Source organism: Nonomuraea sp. NPDC051298 (genome assembly GCF_055586305.1).
The window spans coordinates 14,569-33,930 of record NZ_JBVJIM010000013.1 but is presented as its reverse complement, the minus strand read 5'-3'; the positions used below and the strand labels follow the sequence as shown (position 1 = coordinate 33,930).

The following is a 19,362-nucleotide window of genomic DNA, read 5'->3' as shown; positions in this document are numbered from 1 at the left end:
CGCTGCCTGCCTGCGGAAACGGCATCAGCTCTGGCCGCCTCGCCAGTGACAGATGGTGAAAAAGGGGCGCGACTCGTCAAGGACGCGTGGCGATTACGCGGCGGGCCGTAGGAATCGCGTAGGGATGTCACCCGTCGGGCGGGAATCTGGCGCAAGCTTGAGTCATGGTCGTACATGTCCCCCATCCCAGCCTTCCCCCCGAGGCCGAGGCCGAGTACGACGTCGGCTGGGGCATGGAGCAGTTCCACCACCCGCGGCCGGTGCGCTGCGGCGGCCGGATGACCGAGCAGCGGCGGCGGCTGATGGACGGCCTCTCGGGACGCGTGCTGGAGGTGGGCGCGGGCGACGGTGTGAAGCTCACCTGCTATCCCACCGCCTGCGCGGAGATCGTCCTGGTGGAGGCCGACCCCTTCCTGCGCGCGGCGGCCCGCCGCGTGGCCGGCCAGGTGCCCGTGCCCGTGCGGATCCTCGACGGTGACGCCTGCCGCCTGCCCGTGGCCGACGGCTCGTGCGACGCGGTGATCTGCTCGCTCGCGCTCTGCTGCGCGCCCTGCCTGGAGACGGCGCTCCGGCAGGTGCGCCGCGCCCTGCGTCCGGGCGGCGAACTGCGCTTCCACGAGCACCAGCGCTCCGCGCACCCGGCCGTGGCGCTGGCCGAGACGGTGGTGACCCCGGTGTGGGCGCGCGTGAGCGGCGGCTGCCACCCCGCCCGCGACGTGGTGGCCGCCATCCGGCGGGCCGGTTTCGTCATCGACCGGCTCGACCGGTTCACCCGCTGGCACGTCTCCCACGTGATCGGGGACGCCCACGTCGGGAGCCGCCTCACCGGCGGGCCAGCCGCAGCAGGAGATCCTTGACCTCGACGGCCTCGTAGCGGTCGCGGGCCTCGGCCGGGTCGGAGCACAGCAGGACGGGCGCGTCGGCGTCGTCGCGCGGCAGCAGCCCGTGGGAGCCGCGTACGGCGCGGGCCCCGGCGTCGAGCCCGACGACGCTCATGAGGTAGCGCAGGCCGAGCTTCTTGCGCAGCAGCGCCGTGGCCGCGCGGCGTTTGGCGGCGCCCGGGGCGGCCGGGTCGAAGAACAGCTCGGCGGGGTCGTAGCCGGGCTTGCGGTGGATCTCGACGAGGCGGGCGAAGTCGGGGGCCCGGTCGTCGTCGAGCCAGTAGTAGTAGGTGAACCAGGCGTCGGGCTCGGCGAGCAGGACGAGGTCGCCCGAGCGGGGATGGTCCAGCCCGTGCGCGGCCTTGCCGTCCCGGTCGAGCACGGTGGCCACGCCCGGCACGGACGCGCAGAGCTTGGCCACGGCGGGCACGTCGGCGGGGTCGCGGACGTAGACGTGGGCGATCTGGTGGTCGGCGACGGCGAAGGCGCGGGAGGTCCACGGGTCGAGGTACTCCATGCCGTCCTGGGTGTGCACGCGCAGCAGGCCGTCGGCGCGCAGGGCGCGGTTGACGTCGATCGGGCGGGAGACGTCGGTGATGCCGTACTCGGACAGGACGACCACGGTGCGGTCGCGGGCGGCGTCCAGGAGGGGCGCGAGCACGGTGTCCAGCTCGGCGGCGGCCGCCGCGGAGCGCGGGTCGGCGGGGCCGTGCCGCTGCAGGTCGTAGTCGAGGTGCGGGAGGTAGGCGAGCGTGAGGTCGGGGTCGTGGCGGGTCATGACGTGCCGCGCGGCCTCGGCGATCCACCGTGAGGACGCGATGCCGGCGCCCGGCCCCCAGTAGCTGAACAGCGGGAACGTGCCGAGCGCGGCGGTCAGCTCACCGTGCAGCTCGGGCGGGTCGGTGTAGCAGTCGGGGTCCTTGCGGCCGTCGGCGCGGTAGACGGGGCGGGGCGTGACGGTCCAGTCGACGTCGGCGCCCATGGCGTACCACCAGCACACGTTGGCGACGGTGTAGCCGGGACGCTCGCGGCGGGCGGCGTGCCAGAGCTTCTCCCCCTCGACGAGGGCGTTGTGCTGGCGCCAGAGGAAGACCTCGCCCAGGTCGCGGAAGTACCAGCCGTTGCCCACCACGCCGTGCCCGGAGGGCGGCAGGCCGGTGAGGAACGTGGACTGCACCGTGCAGGTGACCGCGGGCAGCACGGTGCCGAGCCCGGCCTGGAAGCCGCCGTCGGCCACCGCGCGCAGCCGGGGCATGTGGGCCAGCAGTCTCGGGGTCAGTCCCACCACGTCCAGGACGAGCAGTCTGGTCATGCCGTCACTCCCAGGTCGCGCAGCTCGGTGCGGGCGAAGTCCAGCTCGCCGGCGATGCCCTCGGCGAGTTGTCCGGGGGTCCGCGGGCGCAGGGCGGCGGGCAGCACGCCCCAGGTGTAGGTCTCGACGTCGTAGTGGTCGCACAGCGGCTCCGGCCCGCCCACCAGCTCCTTGAGCGCCTCGCGCAGCACCGGGACGGTCGTGGCCAGCGGCGGCGCGGGGGTGGCGTGCAGCGGCACATGGTAGTGGACGCGCCACGGGGCGGGCAGGTCGCGTTCGAGCGCCTCGCCGAGGTCGTCGGCGGCCTGCCCGCCCTCGGTACGCGTCTGGTGCAGGAAGCGCGGCTCGGCGTACTCGCGCAGCGCGGGCGGCCTGGCGGTCTCCAGCGCGGCCGAGAGCTGGACCTTGACGACGGGCAGCCCGGCCGCGCCCAGCGCCTTCAGCGCGCCGGCCGGCCGCTCCCAAGCGCAGGCCAGATGGGCCAGGTCGAGGCAGACGCCGAGCCGGTCGGTGTCGACGCGGGAGAGGTGGGCGACGGCCTGCTCGGTGGTCTCCACGACGCAGCCGGGCTCCGGCTCGAACCCGACGCGTACGATGCGCCCGGTGGCGGACTCGATCTCGGCCAGCCCGGCGGCCAGCCGGTCGAGCCGGCGGGCGGCCAGGTCGGCCATGGCGGTGTCCCAGGGCTCGCGCCAGGCGAGCGGCAGCGTGGACACGGAGCCGCGGGCGGCGTCGCCCGGCAGCAGTCCGGCCAGGACGCGGGCCAGGTCGAGCGTGTACGCCAGCCGCTCCGGCGTGGTCCAGTCGGGACGGTAGACGGCGTGCTTGACCACCGGGTCCTGGAACGAGCTGTACGGGAACCCGTTGAGCGTCACCACCTCCAGCCCCCGGGCGTCGAGCTCCCGGCGGAGCCGGCCGAGCGGCGCCGGGTCGGCGGCCAGCGCGGCGGCGACGGGGGCGGCCAGCCAGAGGCCGAGCCCCAGCACGCCGGTGCCGAGCCGGTCGCGGATCGGGACGGCGTACGCGTCGAGCTGGGCGATGATCCCGTCGAGGTCCTCGGCCGGGTGCACGTTGGTGCAGTAGCCGAGGTGCAGGGTCGTCCCCGACGGGTGGGTCAGCCGCATCAGGAGCCGCCGCGCCTGATCGAGCTGCCCGCGAACGTGGGCTCGGCCGCCCCGGCGACGGCGGTCAGGTCGAGCCGGCCGGACTGGGCGTAGAACTCCACGGGGTTGCGCCAGAACACCCGGTCCACGTCGTCGGCGGTGAACCCGGCCGCGAGCATGGCCTCGGCGGTGGCCAGGGTGAGCAGCGGGTCGGAGACCCCCCAGTCGGCGGCGGAGTTGACGAGCACGCGTTCCAGCCCGTACCTGCGCAGGATCTCGACCATGCGCGGCGGCGACATCTTGGTCTCGGGGTAGATGGAGAAGCCCGTCCAGCAGCCGGAGTCCTTCACCTGGCCGACCGTGACCTCGTTGAGGTGGTCGATGGTCACGCGTTCAGGGGCGAGGCCGGAGGCGGCGACGACCTCCAGGCTGCGCCGGGTGCCCGCGGCCTTGTCGCGGTGCGGGGTGTGCACGAGGGCGGGCAGCTCGTGCTCGACGGCGAGGGCGAGCTGGCGTTCGAAGGCGTCGTCCTCGTCGGGGGTCATCGAGTCGTAGCCGATCTCGCCGACCGCGACCACGCGGTCCTTGTCCAGGTAGCGGGGCAGCAGGTCGAGGACGGGGCGGCAGCGCGGGTCGCCGGCCTCCTTGGGGTTGAGCGCGACGGTGGCGTGGTGCACGACGCCGAACTGCGCGGCCCGGTACGGCTCCCAGCCGAGCAGCGAGTCGAAGTAGTCGGTGAACGAGCCGGGGCCGGTGCGCGGCTGGCCCAGCCAGAAGGCGGGCTCGACCACGGCCAGCACGCCGGCGGCGGCCATGCGGGTGTAGTCGTCGGTGGTGCGCGAGGTCATGTGGATGTGGGGGTCGAAGATGCGCATCAGGTCTCCTCGCTGGTGAGACGGCGTAGCAGGGCGGCGGCGTCGGAGGGCGTGGGGCGTCCGGCGGCGGCGCGTTCGGCGGCGAAGGCGGCCAGCATGGCGGCCAGTTCGCCGTCGGCCCGCTCGTCCAGCCGGTCCACCGCGGCCAGCGGCACGCCCGTGAACACGCACTTGAGCACCGCCTGCCGCCACGCGGGCTGATCGAGGTGCGCGGCGGGCGGGCCGAGCGCGGCGGCCAGCAGGCGCGCGTCGTTCGTCCTGATGGCGTCCAGCAGCAGCGGGACCGCCTCGGCGGCCACGCCGAGCAGCGGCAGCGCCTTGAGCACGGCGCGCTTCTCGTCGGCGTCGCCGTGGCGGTACAGCTCACCGGCCGCGTCGGCGCGGCGGCCGGGCGGGAGCGCGGCCAGCAGCAGCGCCCGCGCCGCCTCGTCGGTCGTCCAGCCGGGCGCTCCCGGCAGTGGGGCCCTGCTGGTGCGCCGCCCCGCGGCGGCGAAGGAGCGCGCGATCCGGCCGGGTTCGGCCAGCGCCCCCTCCAGCCACGCCCAGTGCGGGGTGCTCTCCAGCGCGACGCGTAACCGCCCGGCCGTCACGAGCCACCCCCTTCCCGCGCGCCGGAGCCCTGGGACACTGGCTCCGGCAGGGCCTCCCGCTCGGCCCGGCGGAGGAAGGCCAGGGACCGGGCGGCGACGTCTGGGGCCGCGTGCGAGTGGCGCGGCAGCTCGACGGCGACCAGCCCGCGGTAGCCGCCCTCGGCGAGGGCGCGCAGCACGGGCGGGAAGTCGATCTCGCCCTCGCCGAACTCCAGGTGCTCGTGCGTGCCCCGCCGCATGTCGTCGATCTGCACGTTGACCAGGTACGGCGCCACCGCCGCCACGCACGCGGGCACCGGATCCGGCTCGTTGCAGCGGCAGTGCCCGACGTCGAGCGTGAGCCCGAACCGGTCCGGCGCCCCCAGCTCCCCGCGCAGCGCGTGCCACCCGGCGATCGTGTCCACCAGCATCCCCGGCTCGGGCTCGAAGCCCAGCGGCGGCCCGTCGGCGCCCTCCAGCACCTGCGCGCAGCCCGCCACCAGCCGCCGCCAGGCCCGCTCCTGCGGCACGTGGGCCGGGCGCACCCCTGACCAGAACGACACCGCCTCCGCCCCCAGGTCCGCGCCGATCGCGACGGCCAGGCGCAGGAAGGCGACCCGCTCGGCGCGGTCGTCGTCGAGCAGCGTGGGGGCGTGCTTGCGGCGGGGGTCGAGCAGGTAGCGGGCGCCGGTCTCGACGACGACGGCCAGCCCGAGGGAGCGCAGCCGGTCGGCGAGCCCGGCCACCCGCCGGGCCAGGCCGTCGGCGTACGGGTCGAGGTGGTGGTGGTCGAGGGTGAGCGCGACGCCCTGGTAGCCGAGGTCGGCGATGACCTGGAGGGCGTCGGCGAGGCGGTGGTTGGCGAAGCCGTTGGTGCCGTAGCCGAACCTGATCGGCGCGGGCGTCACGGCGCGTCCCCCGTGCCGATGGCGGCGACGAGGTCGTGCAGGGCCCGCCACTGCTCGGCCAGCCCGTGCGGGACGGGTCCGAGAGGATCCTTGAAGAAGAACGCCAGCTCGGGCACCGGCCCCGAGCGGCCCGCGCGGTGGGCGGCGGCGGTCAGCCGGGCCAGGTCGAGGATCAGGGGCGCGGCCAGCGCCGAGTCGCAGCCGTGCCAGGTGAACTCCATGCGCATCGCGGTCCCGAGGAAGCCCTCGAACGTGACGAGGTCCCAGGCGGTCTTGAAGTCGCCGAGGTCCTCCAGGTAGTCGATGCGGGTCTCGCCCTGCGGCGCGTAGCCGAGCGTCTCGGCCAGCACGCGCTGCTTGCTGGCCGCCTTGGCCGCGTTCGCGCCGGGCCTGGCCAGGTTGGCGCCGTCGCCGCCGCCCAGCAGGTTGATGCCCGACCAGGTGCGCACCTTGAGGTTGCGCTGGGCGAACATCGGCGCGAGCACCGACTTGACCAGCGTCTCCCCCGTCTTGCCGTCGTGCCCTCCGTACGGCAGCCCGCGCTCGCGGGCCAGCTCGTCGAGCGCGGGCAGGCGGGCGCCCGTCGAGGGGGTGAAGTCCACGTACGGGCAGCCGGCCTGGAAGGCCGCGTAGGCGGCCAGCGAGCTGGGCGGCAGCACCGGCTCCCGGCCCTCCAGCGCGGCCCGCAGCGCGCCGAGCGAGGCGTGGGCCGGGTGCGGCGGCGGGGCCGGCTCGGTGGTGGAGACGTTGACGACCACGACGCGGTCCAGGTCGTTCCGGTCGCGGAAGAGGTCGAGGTCGGCGGCGATCGCCTGGGCCGTGGCGGCCTGGGTCGCTTCGGCGGGCAGCGGCCGTACGCGCCGCTCGACGGCGGGCAAATCGTTCTGCACGGCGCCGGCGAGCGCCGCGGGCACGACTCCCGCCGCGGCCAGTTCCGCGGCCTTCTTGTCCAGCGGGACCGAGGTGACGTCGTGGCCGCCGAAGACGAGGTCGCCGATGCCGGGCAGGACGCGGTCGCGCAGGCCGGGCGACTCCAGCACGCACCCGGTCGGCTCGGCCAGCCCCGCCCGTACGGCCAGCGCGCCGATCACGCTGGTGACGGCGACCGATCCGCGGGCCCCGATCAGCCATGCTCCCGTTCTCAATGTGGTCTCCTTCATACGCGGTGCGGCCGCCGTCGCCATGGGGTGGGGCGGCGGGTGTCCCGACGGCCACCGGGCGCCGGCGTAAGGGGGATGATCGGACAGAGATGATCAGACTCTGTACTAAAATGCTCTCGAAACGGCCGCCGTTCAAGGCAGAACCGAAACCTGTTCGACCCGAAGCCGGTTTCCGAAGTCGGCTGCGGGAGGTCTGAAGCCCTGCGCACGGGTGCGCGGCTTGGCTCGCTGAGCACGGCACCGCGATGGCTTCGTCCGGGTCAGCGGTCGGCGGCGGGTCGGCCCACCAGAAGGGCCAGTGCGGGGACGCCCGCCAGCGCGGCCATCACCGTGACGGCTGTGAACAGCCGGCCTGCCTCCAGCAACGGTGTGACGAGGGCGGCGCCGGCGGGTGGCGTGGCCTGCATCAGGGTGCGCAGGATCGCGAAGCCCCGGCCGCGCAGGTGCGCCGGGATACGCCGCATGCGCAGCGACTGCGCCCACACGGTCATGGGCGCGCTGAACAGCCCCACCAGCAGGAACCCGGCGTACGGCAGGGCCTGGACGGCCAGGAACGCCGCGGCGGCCAGGAGCTGGACGACGGCGATGGCCCTGACCCTGCCCGCGGCCCCGCCCGATGCGCCCGGTCGCGCACCGGCCAGGACGGAGCCGATCAGCTCGCCGATCGACAGGGCCGCCAGCAGCAGGCCCAGGGCCTGAGCACCGCCGTCCAGTTGCGTCTTGGCCAGCCACGGGCCGGTGACCAGCAACATCCCGGTCGCGATGTTGAAGGCCATGAACGCGAGCGTGGTGGTGATCAGGACGCGGTCGCGCAGCAGCGGCGACAGTTGCCCGGAGCGCGCTGGTGGCCGCTCAGCGGCGCGCAGGGGACGTCGCACGGCCAGCGCGGCGGCGGCGAAGACCACGAACGTGACCGCGTCGAAGGCGAGCACCGCCTCGCTGCCGAACCAGCCGATGAGCAGCCCGCCGAGCGCCGGCCCGGCCATCCCGGCGACGCTGAAGCTGATGGACTCCAGCGCGTTGGCGGCGTCCCGATCCTTCTCCGCGACCAGATCGGGGATGGCCGCGGGGAACCCCGCCAGCGGCACCATCTTGAACAGCCCGTACAGCGCCGCCACGACAAAGGGCAGGACGTGCGGGATCTCCCCGAACGCGGCGGCCAGCGGGATCGACGCCATCGCGGCACCACGCACGAGGCTGTCGGCGGCCAGGACATGTCGCTTGTCGAACCTGTCCAGCAGCGGCCCGGTCAGCAGCCCGCCGACGAACACCGGCAGGGTGTAGCAGACGGCCAGCAGCCCGAGCCGCCCGGTGCCGCCGGGCTGGTCGAGCACCAGCCACGTCAGGGCGACAAAGGTCATCCCGTCGCCCACGAGCGACAGTAACGAACCCAGCCAGAGCAGGCGGAAGTCGGTGTTGGAACGGAGAACACGCATGCCGATGAACTTTGGCCGCCGCGGGTACGGGGTGTCTGGCGGGGATCGGCCGCCGACCGTCGCCGTCCGATGCCCGCCAGATCGCCTCGCCGCGGCATGGCATCCTGAAGGCGATGATTTCCGCGGAGACCGCCCGTGCGGCGATGGAAAGCCGGGATCCCCGCTTCGACGGGTGGTTCTACGTCGCCGTCACCACCACCGGCATCTACTGCCGCCCCAGTTGCCCGGCCGTCATGCCCAAACCGCAGAACATGCGCCTGTACCCGAGCGCGGCCGCCGCGCAGGTCGACGGGTACCGCGCGTGCAGACGGTGCCGTCCCGATCTCGCGCCGGGCTCGCCCGCCTGGAACGCCCGCGCCGATCTCGTCGGCCGCGCGGTGCGGCTCATCGCCGACGGGGTGGTGGACCGCGAGGGCGTCGCCGGGCTGGCCGCCCGCCTGGGCTACAGCGTGCGCCAGGTGCACCGCCAGTTGGTGGCCGAGGTGGGGGCCGGGCCACAGGCGCTGGCCAGGGCGCACCGCGTGCGGACGGCGCGCCTGCTGCTGGAGAACACCGACCTGCCGGTCGCCGACATCGCCTTCGCGGCCGGGTTCGCGAGCATTCGCCAGTTCAACGACACCGTCCGGCAGTTGTGCGGCGCCACCCCGACCCGGCTGCGCGGCCGCCCGGCCGGCGGGCCGGGCGCGATCGTGCTGCGCCTGGCCTACCGGCCGGTCCTTGACGTGCCCGCGGTTCTGGCCTACCTGGGCACCCGCGCGCTGCCCGGCATCGAAGACTACGACGGCACCACCTACCGGCGGTCCCTCACGCTGCCGCACGGCACCGGCGTGGCCGCGCTGCGCGACGGCGCCGGGCACATCGCCTGCGAGCTGCACCTGGACGACCTGCGCGACCTGTCCGCGGCCGTGCAACGCTGCCGCCGCATGCTCGACCTCGACGCCGACCGCCTCGCCATCGCCGAAACGCTGCCGCCCTGGGCGGCCACCGCGATACCCGGTCATCCGGATCCGGACGAGCTCGTGGTCCGCATGATGCTCGGACGGCGCTCCCGTACGGCCCGCGCCCGCCTGGCCGCACTGGTCCGCGACCGCGGCAAGCCCCTGACCACGCCGGTGGGGTCCATCACCCACACGTTCCCGCCGACGACCTTCACGCTGGGTCGGGACGCCGACCGGGAAGAGGCCCGCAGGAGGCTGGGCGAGATTCCGGGGATCGGCCGGTGGACGATCGGTTACGTCCTCATACGGGGCTTCGGCGACCCCGATGTCCACATCCCCGACCTCACCGCCCGCCGGGCGTTGCACCGGCTCGGCGGCGGCGACCCCGAGCGGTGGCGGCCATGGCGTTCCTACGCCACTGTCGGCCTGTGGCTCACCGAGGCGAGGCGAGCGGGGGACCCCCGGCTCCGGTGACGGCCGGCAGGCCGGGCCCCATCCGTTAGCGATGCTGACCGCTGCGTTGAGCTGATCGCCGTTGTTCCCGGCCGTCGCCGTTGAGGACAGTACGAACCGGGGCGACGCGGCACCGCGTCCCCGGGATCGCCGACGAAACGGGAGACAGGCATGGACGCAGACGCGGACGGACAGGTCAGCCGGCGGCAGGTGATCGTGGCGGGCACGGTGCTGGCGGCCGGGGCGACCGTGGTCCCGGCGTCCGGGCAGCGGCCCGCGGCGGCGGCCACGCCTGCCGTGCCGGAGGTGGTCGGGCCAGCCGAGGTGGAGGTGTCGCTGCTGGTCAACGGCACGATCCGCGAGACGGCCGTGGAGCCGAGGGTCACGCTGCTGGACGCCCTGCGGGACCGGTTGCGGCTGACCGGCACGAAGAAGGGGTGCGACCACGGTGAGTGCGGGGCGTGCACGGTCCTGATCGACGGGCGGCGCGCGAAGTCCTGCCTGACCCTGGCGATCATGCAGACGGGCGCGGCGATCACCACGATCGAGGGGCTCGCAGGTGGTGAACGGCTGCACCCGATGCAGGTGGCGTTCATCCAGCGGGACGCCTTCCAGTGCGGTTTCTGCACCCCGGGACAGATCATGTCCGCGGTCGGGATGCTGGCCGAGGGGCGTCCACGATCCAGGGCCGAGATACGCGAACGCATGAGCGGCAACCTGTGCCGGTGCGGCGCCTACCCCAACATCGTCGACGCGATCGGCGACGTGGCGGAGGGACGCGGGTGAAGGCGTTCGGGTATGCCCGCGCCACGAGCGCGGCCGACGCGGTCACGCTGGCCTCGGCCGACCCCACGGCCGTGTACATAGCGGGCGGGACCGAGACGCTCAATCTGATCCGGGACGGCCTGCTCGCTCCCGACCTCGTGGTGGACGTCAACGCGGTCCCGGCGGACGGCATCGCCTGGGGCCGCGACGCCGTCAGGATCGGGGCGCTGACCTCGATGGCGGCGGTCGCCGGGGACGCGCGGATCCGCACAAGGCTGCCCGTGCTGTCCGAGGCGCTGTCGGCCAGCGCCTCGGCGCAGGTGCGCAACATGGCCAGCGTCGGCGGCAACCTGATGCAGCGGACCCGCTGCTGGTACTTCAGGGACGCCGCCCTGCCCTGCAATACGCGCGTCCCGGACAGCGGCTGCCCGGCGATCGAGGGCGAGAACCGGTGGCACGCCATCCTCGGCGGCAGCGAGCACTGCATCAAGGTGCATCCCTCCGACATGGCGGTGGCGCTGACGGTGCTCGACGCCACGATCCTGGTCCGGGAAGCCCAGGGCGAACGGCGGATCCCGATCGGCGACTTCTATCGCCTGCCCGGCTCCACCCCGCACGTCGAGACCGCGCTGCCGCGCGGCGGGCTGATCGTCGGCGTGGAGATCCCGTCCGGCCTGACGCGGTCACGATCCGGCTACCGCAAGGTACGTGACCGGGCCTCGTTCGAGTTCGCGCTGGTCTCGGTGGCCGTGTCGCTCGACATGGACGGCGACGCCGTCCGCGAGGCCCGCATCGCGCTGGGCGGGGTCGCGCCCCGGCCCTGGCGGGCCGTGCAGGCGGAGGCGGCCGTGCGCGGCCGGCGGCTGGACCAGGACGTGCTGGAAGCCGCGGCGGAGGCGGCGGTCCGCGGGGCGGTTCCCCGCGAGCACAACGGCTTCAAGGTCGAGCTGGTCCGGCGCACGCTCGCCGACGTGCTCGCGAGGATCGGGGGGAAACGATGACGCAGACCGTGGGCAGGCCGCTCAACCGGGTGGACGGCCGCGACAAGGTGACCGGCACGGCGCGGTACGCCGCCGACCAGCCGGTGGCCGGGCTGACGCACGCCGTGCTCGTGCAGAGCACGATCGCGAGCGGAAGGATCAGGGCCATCGACACGCGTGCGGCCCGGTCGGCGCCCGGCGTGCTCGGCGTCTACACCCACGAGAACCTCCCGCGCTTCGCCTACCGGCCGGACGGCTACACCTTCCCTCATGGCCAGTCGCTGGTCCCCATGCAGGACGACACGATCCGGTACGGCGGCCAGCACCTCGCCATGGTGGTGGCGGGCACCCCCGAGCAGGCGCGTCACGCCGCGGCCCTGGTCGAGGTCGACTACGACGCCGAGTCGCCGGTCATCGGCCTGCGGGCGAACCTCGACCGGGCCTACGCTCCCCCGGCGACCGTGCCGGGAGTGGTCCAGTTGGAGCGGGGGGACCCCGGGGACGGGCTCGACCGGGCCGAGGTCCGCATCGCGGCGGAGTACTCGACGTCGATCAACCATCACAACCCGATCGAGCGCTCGGCGACGCTGGCGGTCTGGGAGGGCGACGACCTCACTCTCTATGAGTCGACCCAGTCGATGTCGTTCACCCAGGAGGTCGTGGCGCGGATGCTGGGGATGCCCAGGGAACGGGTCAGGGTCGTCGTCCCCTTCCTGGGCGGCGGTTTCGGCTGCAAGGGCTTCGTGTGGCCGCACACCTATCTGACCGCGGCCGTGGCCAGGGCGGTCGGCCGCCCGGTGAAGCTCGTGCTCACCCGGGCGCAGATGTACACCTCCTGCGGCCATCGACCGGAATCGGTGCAGCGCGTCCAGCTCGGCGCGGCGAAGGACGGCAGGCTCACCGGGCTCACCCACCACGTCATCTCGCACACCGCCTCCCACGACCTGGTCAACTTCACGGTGATCGCCTCCCCTCAGGCCGTCTACGCGTGCCCGAACCTGCGGGTGAGCACGGAACTGGTCGAGGTGAACCTCGGCACCACCATCGCCACCCGGCCGCCCTCCGGCCCGACCAACGAGGTGCTGGAGATGGCGCTGGACGAGCTGAGCCTGGAGCTGGGCATCGATCCCATCGCGCTCAGGCTGGCCAACTACACCGACCGCGACCCGGCGACCGGCGCGCGACAGACCCGGTACCTGCGCGAGTGCTACGAACTGGGCGCCGAGCGGTTCGGCTGGCGGCGCCGCAGGCCGGAGCCGGGCTCGACGCGCGCGGGCGAGATGCTGGTGGGCACGGGAATGGCGGGTTCCTTCCACAACTGGCACGGGATGATCGCGCAGGCCGCGGTGGAGATCGGCACGGACGGGCGGGCGTCCGTCCGCTCAGGGACGCAGGACATCGGCACCGGCACTTACACGATCATGACGCAGATCGCCGCCGACGCGCTCGGCATGCGCCCGTCGTCCGTACGGCCCCGTCTCGGCGACACCCGCCTGCCGCCCGCCGCGTCCTCCAGCGGTTCCGCCACCGCCGTGACCGTCGGCACCGCCGTGCGGGAGGCCGGCCGGGCGGCCAGGGAGAAGGTGATCGGGATCGCGATCGCCGACCCGCGCTCCCCGCTGCACGGCGCCGCCCCCGGCTCGGTCGAGACCGCGGACGACCGGCTCTTCCTCAAGGCCAGGCCGCGGCGCGGGGAGACCTACCGCGACGTGCTGGCCCGGCACGGCTCGCCGGTCGAGGCGCGGGGGAACGCCGACCTCGCCGACCAGGCGGGCGGCTCGTACGGCGCGGTCTTCGCCGAGGTGCACGTCAGCACGGTCACCGGCGAGGTGCGCGTCACCCGCCTGGTCGGCGCGGTGGACGTGGGCCGGGTGCTGAACCCCAAGACGGCCCGGAGCCAGGCCATCGGCGGGATGATCTGGGGCATCGGCATGGCGCTCACCGAGCACACCCTCGTCGACCGGCGGCTGGGCCGCGTCGTCACCGCCAACCTCGCCGGCTACCTGATCCCGGTCGAGGCCGACGTCCCCGACCTCGACGTGATCTTCGTTGACAAGCCTGCCCCTGAGGCGAGCGCCCTGGGCGCCAGAGGCATGGGCGAAGTGACCGGAACCGGCACCGTGGCGGCGATCGCCAACGCCGTCCACCACGCGACCGGCCGCCGCGTACGCCAGTTGCCGATCACTCCCGATCTCCTGCTGGGGCCACGGGAGTGAGTGCGCCGGCGATGCGCCCGGCGTCCCCCGGTCCAGCCCCGGACGGGTCGATCAGCGGAGATCCGGCCGCGCCCGCGCGGGCGTCACGAGACGTCGGTTCACGTCTCCCCGTCGATCGCGGCGGCGGATCGCCGGCGCACCTCCGTGACGGCCTGGGCGAAGGCGTGGATCAGCGGTGTGTCCCGGCCGGTGGCCCAGATCAGGGCGCTCTCCAGCGGCGGCAGGCCGTGCAACGGCAGCGCGACGATGTCGGGATGGCCGTAGAACTGGGGCGAGGTCTCCACGGTGGGATGCGCCATGAGGCCCATCGCGATGCGCCACACCGCCTCCGTCAGCGTGGTCTGCGCATACCTCCGCCTGATCGGGCGGCCGCTGGGCGTCGTGGGCGGCATGAAGGCGTCCAGGGTGGCCGTGGGGACACCGCCCCCGTCGGGCAGGTCGCATTCCGCCAGGTCCTCCACGGTGGCGTAGCCCTGCCGGACGAGGTGATGATCGCGACGGACCAGCAGGACGCGCGACTGGCGGCTGACAACCGGCCCGACGGTCATGTCGGCCTGCCCCATGGGCTGCCAGGCGATCATGACGTCGGCCTCGCGCCTTCTCAGCCGGGCGAGGCCGTCGAGTGTGGTCTCCTCGCGGACCACCGTCCGGCAGCCCGGGTGGAGGGTCTCGAAGGTCTTCAGGATCTCGATGAACGACGGGCCCGCGCAGACGCGGTTGGCGACGCTCAGCCTCACCTCGCCGGCCGCTTTGCCGAGCGAGCGCATCACCCGGTGGATCTCCTCGAACGGCGTGCGCAACCCGTCGCTCAGCCGCTGCCCGAGCGGGGTGAGGACCACCTTGCGGCTGGTGCGCTCGAACAGGCGCCCGTCGACCCGCCGCTCCAGCACGCGCACGGTCTGGCTGACCCGGGACGGCGACAGCCGCAGCCGCTCCGCCGTCCGGCCGAAGTGCAGTTCTTCGACCAGGACGAGGAAGACCTCGATCTCGCGCAGCTCCACCACCGTGCGCACACCTTCCCTCCCCTGACGCCGCGCGCGGAAGGGCTCCGCGGCGGCGCACGCCACGAAGCCCGATCATCACCTGCCCCGCTCTCCCGCCGCCAGGTCCGCTGAGGACCGACGCGATACCTCGCGGGTATGCCGCCGCTTCGGGGCGGGTTCGCGGCGGGCCGGTCCTCCCAGCTTTCGGCCACGAGGCGGCCGTATCACCCGTGGCGTTCGTACCTCGTGATCCACAGGCCGGCGATCACCTCGACGTCCTCGATCCTGGTGAAGCCGAGCCGCTCGTACAGGGTCCGCGCGGGCACGTTGCCGCGACCGGTCGAGACGACGGTCGTCCTCTCACCGGCTCTGCCGAGCAGCTCGCCGACCAGTGTCCGCCCGATGCCCCGCCGGTGCGCGCGAGGGTCGACGACGAGGCGGTCGATGTCGACCAGGTCCTCGGTCTCCGTCCACGCCACCGCGCCGACCAGCGTGCCGTCGTCGTCGAACGCGCCCCGCCACGCCAGAGGGGCGGCGAGTAGCTCGTCGAGCGACTCGTGCAGGGGTGGAATGCGGTCGTCGCGGATGAGGGCCGCTTCCACGGCGTAGGCGGCGTGCTGCAGGTCCAGGAGGGTTTTATCGGGTTTGAGATCATCCATCCGCATTCGCGGAGTATCCCAGCCCACGCCCTCCCCGGTCGAATGCCCGAGCGGGCCGCGCCGGAGTGCGCGGGTGGCCGCGCACTCCTGGCGCGGCCTCACCGGGTGCGGGCCACCAGGAGGGCGATGTCGTCCTCGGCCGCGGCGTCGCCGACGATGTCGCCGATCACGGAGGAGCACAGGCGCTCCAGCGGCCGCGGCGCGCGGGCCAGCGCCGCGCCGAGCCGATTCATGCCGGCGTCCAGGTCGGCCTCGCGGGTCTCGATCAGGCCGTCGGTGTAGAGGGCGATCACGGTGCCGGGGGGCAGCTCGACGTCGAGGGACTGGAAGGAGCCCAGCCCCACCCCGATCGGGGTGCCGCTGGGCAGGCCGGCGAAGGTGACCTCGCCGTCGGGGTGCACGAGCGCGGGCGGCGGGTGCCCGGCCCCGGCCATGGTGCAGCGCCGGGTGACCGGGTCGTAGACCGCGTACACGCAGGTGGCGCCCGTGGCGTCGAACTGCAGGCCGCCCACGTCGTCCTCCTCGCCCAGGCGGACCACCAGGTCGTCGAGCCCGGCGAGCAGCTCGTGCGGGGGCAGGCCGACGTACGCCAGCGTGCGCACGGCCGTACGCAGGCGGCCCATCGTGGCCGCGGCGCCGATGCCGTGCCCGATCACGTCGCCGACCACCAGCGCCACCCGGCCGTCGCGCAGCGAGATCGCGTCGAACCAGTCGCCGCCGACGCCTTCGTGCCTGTCGGAGGGCAGATAGCGGGAGGCCACCTCGACGGCGCCGCCGCCGTTCGGCCGGTGCGGCAGCAGGCTGCGCTGGAGCGCGAGGGCGGCGGTGCGTTCGCGGGTGTACCGGCGGGCGTTGTCCAGGCTCAGCGCGGCGCGGGCGACCAGCTCCTCGGCGAGCACCAGGTCGTCCCTGTTGAACGGCGTCGGGTTCTCGTTGCGGACGAACACCGTGACGCCCAGCAGCTCGCCGCGGGCCCTGATCGGGACGATGATCAGCGTGTGCATGCCGGTGCCGTGGATGATGCGGGCCCGGTCGGGGTCCAGGTCGAGCCAGGTGCCGGCCGAGGTGTCGAGCACCGGCTCGAAGTGCGACTCCCCCGAGGCCAGCACCGCGGTGAACGGCGAGGACGGCGGCACGAACACCGCGTCCCCGATGGGCCAGAGCGACTCGGGGATCCCCTCGTGCACCGAGGCCACGCCCGCGCGGCGGAACACCGGGATGCTCTCCGGCGTGGCGGGCAGCCGCTGCAGCGGCTCGGCGCCGGGCAGGACCGCCTCGGCGAGATCGACCGTGACGTAGTCGGCCAGCACCGGGACGGCCAGGTCGGCCAGCTCCTGCGCGGTCTTCCCGACGTCGAGCGTGCTGCCGATCCGGGTGCTGGCCTCGCGGAGCAGGGTCAGGCGGTCGCGGGCCCTGCTGTGGCTGATGTCGAGGGCCAGCGAGCACACGCCGAGCGGGTTGCCGTCCACGCCGTCCAGCCGGAAGAGCGAGACCGACAGCGTACGCTCCCCGCTCCGGTCGGCCGCGGCCCAGCGGGTCTCGCGGTCGATCACGGGCTCGTCGCCCGCGAGCACCTCGCGCACGGTCTCCACCGGCCCTCGGGTGTCGACCCCGGCGAGGGACTCGGTCAGCAGGCTGCCGACCCGGTAGTGGGGGTAGACGTCCCTGGTGCGCCCGGCCTCGGCGTTGTGCCAGACGCAGCGCAGGTCGCGGTCCCAGATGGCCATGGCGACGGGCAGGCGGTCGATGAGCGTCTCCAGCAGGGAGCCGGTGCCTCCGGCCAGGTCGGTGGCGGCGGGGAAGGCCGCCAGCAGCCAGGCATCGCCCGCCCACGCCGTCTCCAGGCGGGTCCCCTCGGCTCGGACCAGCAGCCGCCGCCCGTCGCGGTGCAGCAGTTCGGCCGGGCCGGTCCAGTGCTCCCGGTCGCCGAGCCGCCCGGCCCAGAGCCGTTCCTGGCCGGGCAGGAGGAGCATCGCGCTGGGGCGTCCGAGCACGTCGGCGGCGCGGTACCCGAGCAGTTCCTCCGCGACCGGGGTCCAGCCGATCACGACCCCCTCGGCGTTGATCACGATGACCGCCGGGATCGTCGCCCCCGCGCCGCCCGGTACGGCCGTGGTCATGCCCGTGCTCCCAACGGCTCCATCAGGTCAGGATAGCCACGCTGACCTGGGATGATTCTCCCTTGACCAACCCTTGCCAGGACATATGCCACCTTGCCGGTTTTCCGAGGAAGACCCGCCGTCACCCGAGCGCCTGGTCGAGGTTGAAGGCCGCGCTGATGAGGGCCAGGTGGGTGATGGCCTGCGGGAAGTTGCCGAGCTGCTCGCCGTTGTGGCCGATCTCCTCGGCGTACAGGCCCAGGTGGTTGGCGTAGGTCAGCATCTTCTCGAACGCCAGCCTGGCCTCGTCCACACGCCCGGCGCGGGCCAGGGCCTCGACGTACCAGAAGGAGCAGATCGAGAACGTGCCCTCCGGCCCCTCCAGCCCGTCGGGACTGGCCTCGGGGTCGTAGCGGTACACCAGCGAGTCCGACACCAGCCCCTCGCCGAGCGCGTCGAGGGTGGACAGCCACTTCGGGTCCGTCGGCGAGACGAACTTGGCCAGCGGCATCATCAGGACCGAGGCGTCCAGCACGTCCTCGTCGAAGTGCTGCACGAACGCCCCCACACGCTCCGACCAGCCGTGCCGCATGATGTCGCAGTAGATCCTGTCGCGGGTGCCCCGCCAGCGGGGGATGTCCGCGGGCAGCCCGCGCTGGCGGGCCATGCGCATGGCCCGCTCGATGGCCACCCAGCACATCAGCCGCGAGTAGACGAAGTTCTTGCGCCCGCCGCGGGTCTCCCAGATGCCCTCGTCGGGCTGGTCCCAGTTCTCGCACACCCAGTCGACCAGCGTGCAGACCTCGTTCCAGCGGTCGCTGGAGATCGGGTCGCCCCACTTGTTGTAGAGGTAGACGGAGTCGATGAGCGCGCCGTAGATGTCGAGCTGGAGCTGGTCCGCGGCGGCGTTGCCGATGCGCACCGGGGCCGAGCCGCGGTGGCCCTCCAGGTGGGTCAGCTCGTGCTCGGGCAGGTCGGCGCGGCCGTCGATGCCGTACATGATCTGCAGGGGCGCGGTGTGGCCGTTGTGGCCGAGTCGTACGTGCTCCTCCAGGAAGCCCATGAACGCCTCGGCCTCCTCCGTGAAGCCCAGCCGGAGCAGGGCGTAGACGCAGAACGCCGCGTCACGCACCCAGACGTAGCGGTAGTCCCAGTTGCGCACGCCCTTGAGCCGCTCCGGCAGGCTCGTGGTGGGGGCGGCGACGATGCCGCCGGTCGGGGCGTACGTGAGCAGCTTCAGCGTGAGCGCCGAGCGGTGCACGACCTCCCGCCAGCGGCCCCGGTAGCGGGAGGCCGACAGCCACCGGCGCCAGTACCGCACCGTGTCGGCGAACTCCTGCTCCGCCTCCTCCATCGGGCAGCCGCGCGGCGCGACCCCGTCGCCGACCCGGTCGAGGGCGAACACCTCGTACTGGCCCTCCTTCAGCTCGAAGTCGCCCCAGGCGTCGCGGCCGTCCGTCTCCAGGGGCACGGTGGCCGTCAGGGCGAGCGTCAGTGACGGCGACTCGAAGGCGAGGCTGGAGTCGACGCGGCGCACGGTGTGGGGCTGCCTGGCGTAGTCGAAGCGCGGGGCCACGCGGGCGTGGAACGGGAGCGCGCCGCGTACGCAGGTGACCCTGCGGATGACCCGGTGCCGGTCGACCTCGCGCGGGTCGCCGGCGATCGGCATGAAGTCCTGGATCTCGCCCACCCCGTCGTCGGAGAAGAAGCGGGTGATCAGCACGTTGGTGTCGGGGAAGTAGAACTGCTTGGTCGTGGCATTGGTGTCGGCGCGCAGCTCGAAGGAGCCGCCCCGGTCGGCGTCCAGGATGGAGGCGAAGACGCTGGGGGCGTCGAAGCGCGGGCAGCAGTACCAGTCGATCGTGCCGTCGGTGCCCACGAGCGCGACGGTCCGCAGATCGCCGATCAGCCCGTGCTCCCCGATCGGCAGGTATCGGGAGTCGCCGCCGGATGCCTGCATGTCCCCAATTTACGCAGGTCAGGGCCTTTGTAGGCTCTTGCGGACGTCAAGGGGCCGCAGATCTT

Annotated in this window: 16 protein-coding genes; 5 read left to right on the top strand and 11 right to left on the bottom strand. The window is 73.6% G+C overall.

The genetic code is table 11. The annotated features are described in order from the left end of the window. Window positions 1-164 precede the first annotated feature (164 nt). On the top strand, window positions 165-857 hold the full coding sequence (locus ACZ6S0_RS31815; protein WP_465922995.1) for a class I SAM-dependent methyltransferase: 693 nt from the start codon (window positions 165-167) through the stop codon (window positions 855-857). Here the strand turns inward: ACZ6S0_RS31815 and ACZ6S0_RS31810 are convergent. From ACZ6S0_RS31810 to ACZ6S0_RS31780, 7 genes are all read right to left on the bottom strand, one after another. Then, window positions 823-2,193 carry an alkaline phosphatase family protein gene (locus tag ACZ6S0_RS31810; protein ID WP_465922994.1) on the bottom strand — a complete coding sequence of 457 codons (1,371 nt, stop codon included), beginning with the start codon at window positions 2,191-2,193 and terminating at the stop codon, window positions 823-825. The genes ACZ6S0_RS31815 and ACZ6S0_RS31810 overlap by 35 nt on opposite strands. Next, window positions 2,190-3,317, bottom strand: a complete 1,128-nt coding sequence (gene eboE, locus ACZ6S0_RS31805) for a metabolite traffic protein EboE (RefSeq protein ID WP_465922993.1) — start codon at window positions 3,315-3,317, stop codon at window positions 2,190-2,192. The genes ACZ6S0_RS31810 and eboE overlap by 4 nt, the downstream gene beginning before the upstream one ends. Continuing rightward, a complete protein-coding gene (locus ACZ6S0_RS31800; RefSeq protein WP_465922992.1) occupies window positions 3,317-4,171 on the bottom strand; it encodes a TatD family hydrolase in 855 nt (284 codons plus the stop codon). Before ACZ6S0_RS31800 ends, eboE begins: the two co-directional genes overlap by 1 nt. Continuing rightward, entirely contained in the window at window positions 4,171-4,761 is a 591-nt protein-coding gene (locus ACZ6S0_RS31795) for an EboA domain-containing protein (protein ID WP_465922991.1), read from the bottom strand. Before ACZ6S0_RS31795 ends, ACZ6S0_RS31800 begins: the two co-directional genes overlap by 1 nt. After that, window positions 4,758-5,648, bottom strand: coding sequence for a sugar phosphate isomerase/epimerase family protein (locus ACZ6S0_RS31790; protein ID WP_465922990.1), 891 nt, complete (start codon window positions 5,646-5,648; stop codon window positions 4,758-4,760). Before ACZ6S0_RS31790 ends, ACZ6S0_RS31795 begins: the two co-directional genes overlap by 4 nt. Beyond that, window positions 5,645-6,793 carry an inositol-3-phosphate synthase gene (locus ACZ6S0_RS31785; RefSeq protein WP_465922989.1) on the bottom strand — a complete coding sequence of 383 codons (1,149 nt, stop codon included), beginning with the start codon at window positions 6,791-6,793 and terminating at the stop codon, window positions 5,645-5,647. The genes ACZ6S0_RS31790 and ACZ6S0_RS31785 overlap by 4 nt, the downstream gene beginning before the upstream one ends. Window positions 6,794-7,068: 275 nt before the next feature. Beyond that, window positions 7,069-8,244, bottom strand: a complete 1,176-nt coding sequence (locus tag ACZ6S0_RS31780; RefSeq protein ID WP_465922988.1) for an MFS transporter — start codon at window positions 8,242-8,244, stop codon at window positions 7,069-7,071. A gap of 113 nt (window positions 8,245-8,357) precedes the next feature. Between ACZ6S0_RS31780 and ACZ6S0_RS31775 the strand changes: the two genes are divergently transcribed. From ACZ6S0_RS31775 to ACZ6S0_RS31760, 4 genes are all read left to right on the top strand, one after another. Beyond that, window positions 8,358-9,656, top strand: coding sequence for an Ada metal-binding domain-containing protein (locus tag ACZ6S0_RS31775; RefSeq protein ID WP_465922987.1), 1,299 nt, complete (start codon window positions 8,358-8,360; stop codon window positions 9,654-9,656). 150 nt (window positions 9,657-9,806) lie between these two features. After that, window positions 9,807-10,421 carry a (2Fe-2S)-binding protein gene (locus ACZ6S0_RS31770; RefSeq protein WP_465922986.1) on the top strand — a complete coding sequence of 205 codons (615 nt, stop codon included), beginning with the start codon at window positions 9,807-9,809 and terminating at the stop codon, window positions 10,419-10,421. After that, window positions 10,418-11,401, top strand: coding sequence for an FAD binding domain-containing protein (locus ACZ6S0_RS31765; RefSeq protein ID WP_465922985.1), 984 nt, complete (start codon window positions 10,418-10,420; stop codon window positions 11,399-11,401). Before ACZ6S0_RS31770 ends, ACZ6S0_RS31765 begins: the two co-directional genes overlap by 4 nt. Beyond that, window positions 11,398-13,596 carry a xanthine dehydrogenase family protein molybdopterin-binding subunit gene (locus ACZ6S0_RS31760; protein ID WP_465922984.1) on the top strand — a complete coding sequence of 733 codons (2,199 nt, stop codon included), beginning with the start codon at window positions 11,398-11,400 and terminating at the stop codon, window positions 13,594-13,596. Before ACZ6S0_RS31765 ends, ACZ6S0_RS31760 begins: the two co-directional genes overlap by 4 nt. Before the next feature lie 98 nt (window positions 13,597-13,694). Here the strand turns inward: ACZ6S0_RS31760 and ACZ6S0_RS31755 are convergent, their stop codons facing one another. The 4 genes from ACZ6S0_RS31755 to ACZ6S0_RS31740 form a co-directional block, all read right to left on the bottom strand. Beyond that, the gene (locus ACZ6S0_RS31755) at window positions 13,695-14,609 is read right to left on the bottom strand and encodes a LysR family transcriptional regulator (RefSeq protein WP_465922983.1); all 915 of its coding nucleotides are present in this window, start codon (window positions 14,607-14,609) and stop codon (window positions 13,695-13,697) included. A gap of 194 nt (window positions 14,610-14,803) precedes the next feature. Further along, window positions 14,804-15,244, bottom strand: a complete 441-nt coding sequence (locus ACZ6S0_RS31750; protein ID WP_465922982.1) for a GNAT family N-acetyltransferase — start codon at window positions 15,242-15,244, stop codon at window positions 14,804-14,806. Between the two features lie 92 nt (window positions 15,245-15,336). Further along, a complete protein-coding gene (locus ACZ6S0_RS31745; RefSeq protein ID WP_465922981.1) occupies window positions 15,337-17,358 on the bottom strand; it encodes a SpoIIE family protein phosphatase in 2,022 nt (673 codons plus the stop codon). 121 nt (window positions 17,359-17,479) lie between these two features. Next, window positions 17,480-19,297 (bottom strand): glycoside hydrolase family 15 protein, encoded by a 1,818-nt coding sequence (locus ACZ6S0_RS31740; protein WP_465922980.1) that lies wholly within the window; start codon window positions 19,295-19,297, stop codon window positions 17,480-17,482. Between the last annotated feature and the right edge of the window lie 65 nt (window positions 19,298-19,362).

What these genes read in the sequence shown, in the direction of transcription:
- ACZ6S0_RS31815 (WP_465922995.1), top strand. Translation starts at nt 165, where the DNA reads ATGGTCGTACATGTCCCCCATCCCAGCCTTCCCCCCGAGGCCGAGGCC.
- ACZ6S0_RS31810 (WP_465922994.1), bottom strand. Translation starts at nt 2,193, where the DNA reads ATGACCAGACTGCTCGTCCTGGACGTGGTGGGACTGACCCCGAGACTG.
- eboE (WP_465922993.1), bottom strand. Translation starts at nt 3,317, where the DNA reads ATGCGGCTGACCCACCCGTCGGGGACGACCCTGCACCTCGGCTACTGC.
- ACZ6S0_RS31800 (WP_465922992.1), bottom strand. Translation starts at nt 4,171, where the DNA reads ATGCGCATCTTCGACCCCCACATCCACATGACCTCGCGCACCACCGAC.
- ACZ6S0_RS31780 (WP_465922988.1), bottom strand. Translation starts at nt 8,244, where the DNA reads ATGCGTGTTCTCCGTTCCAACACCGACTTCCGCCTGCTCTGGCTGGGT.
- ACZ6S0_RS31775 (WP_465922987.1), top strand. Translation starts at nt 8,358, where the DNA reads ATGATTTCCGCGGAGACCGCCCGTGCGGCGATGGAAAGCCGGGATCCC.
- ACZ6S0_RS31770 (WP_465922986.1), top strand. Translation starts at nt 9,807, where the DNA reads ATGGACGCAGACGCGGACGGACAGGTCAGCCGGCGGCAGGTGATCGTG.
- ACZ6S0_RS31760 (WP_465922984.1), top strand. Translation starts at nt 11,398, where the DNA reads ATGACGCAGACCGTGGGCAGGCCGCTCAACCGGGTGGACGGCCGCGAC.
- ACZ6S0_RS31750 (WP_465922982.1), bottom strand. Translation starts at nt 15,244, where the DNA reads ATGCGGATGGATGATCTCAAACCCGATAAAACCCTCCTGGACCTGCAG.
- ACZ6S0_RS31745 (WP_465922981.1), bottom strand. Translation starts at nt 17,358, where the DNA reads ATGACCACGGCCGTACCGGGCGGCGCGGGGGCGACGATCCCGGCGGTC.
- ACZ6S0_RS31740 (WP_465922980.1), bottom strand. Translation starts at nt 19,297, where the DNA reads ATGCAGGCATCCGGCGGCGACTCCCGATACCTGCCGATCGGGGAGCAC.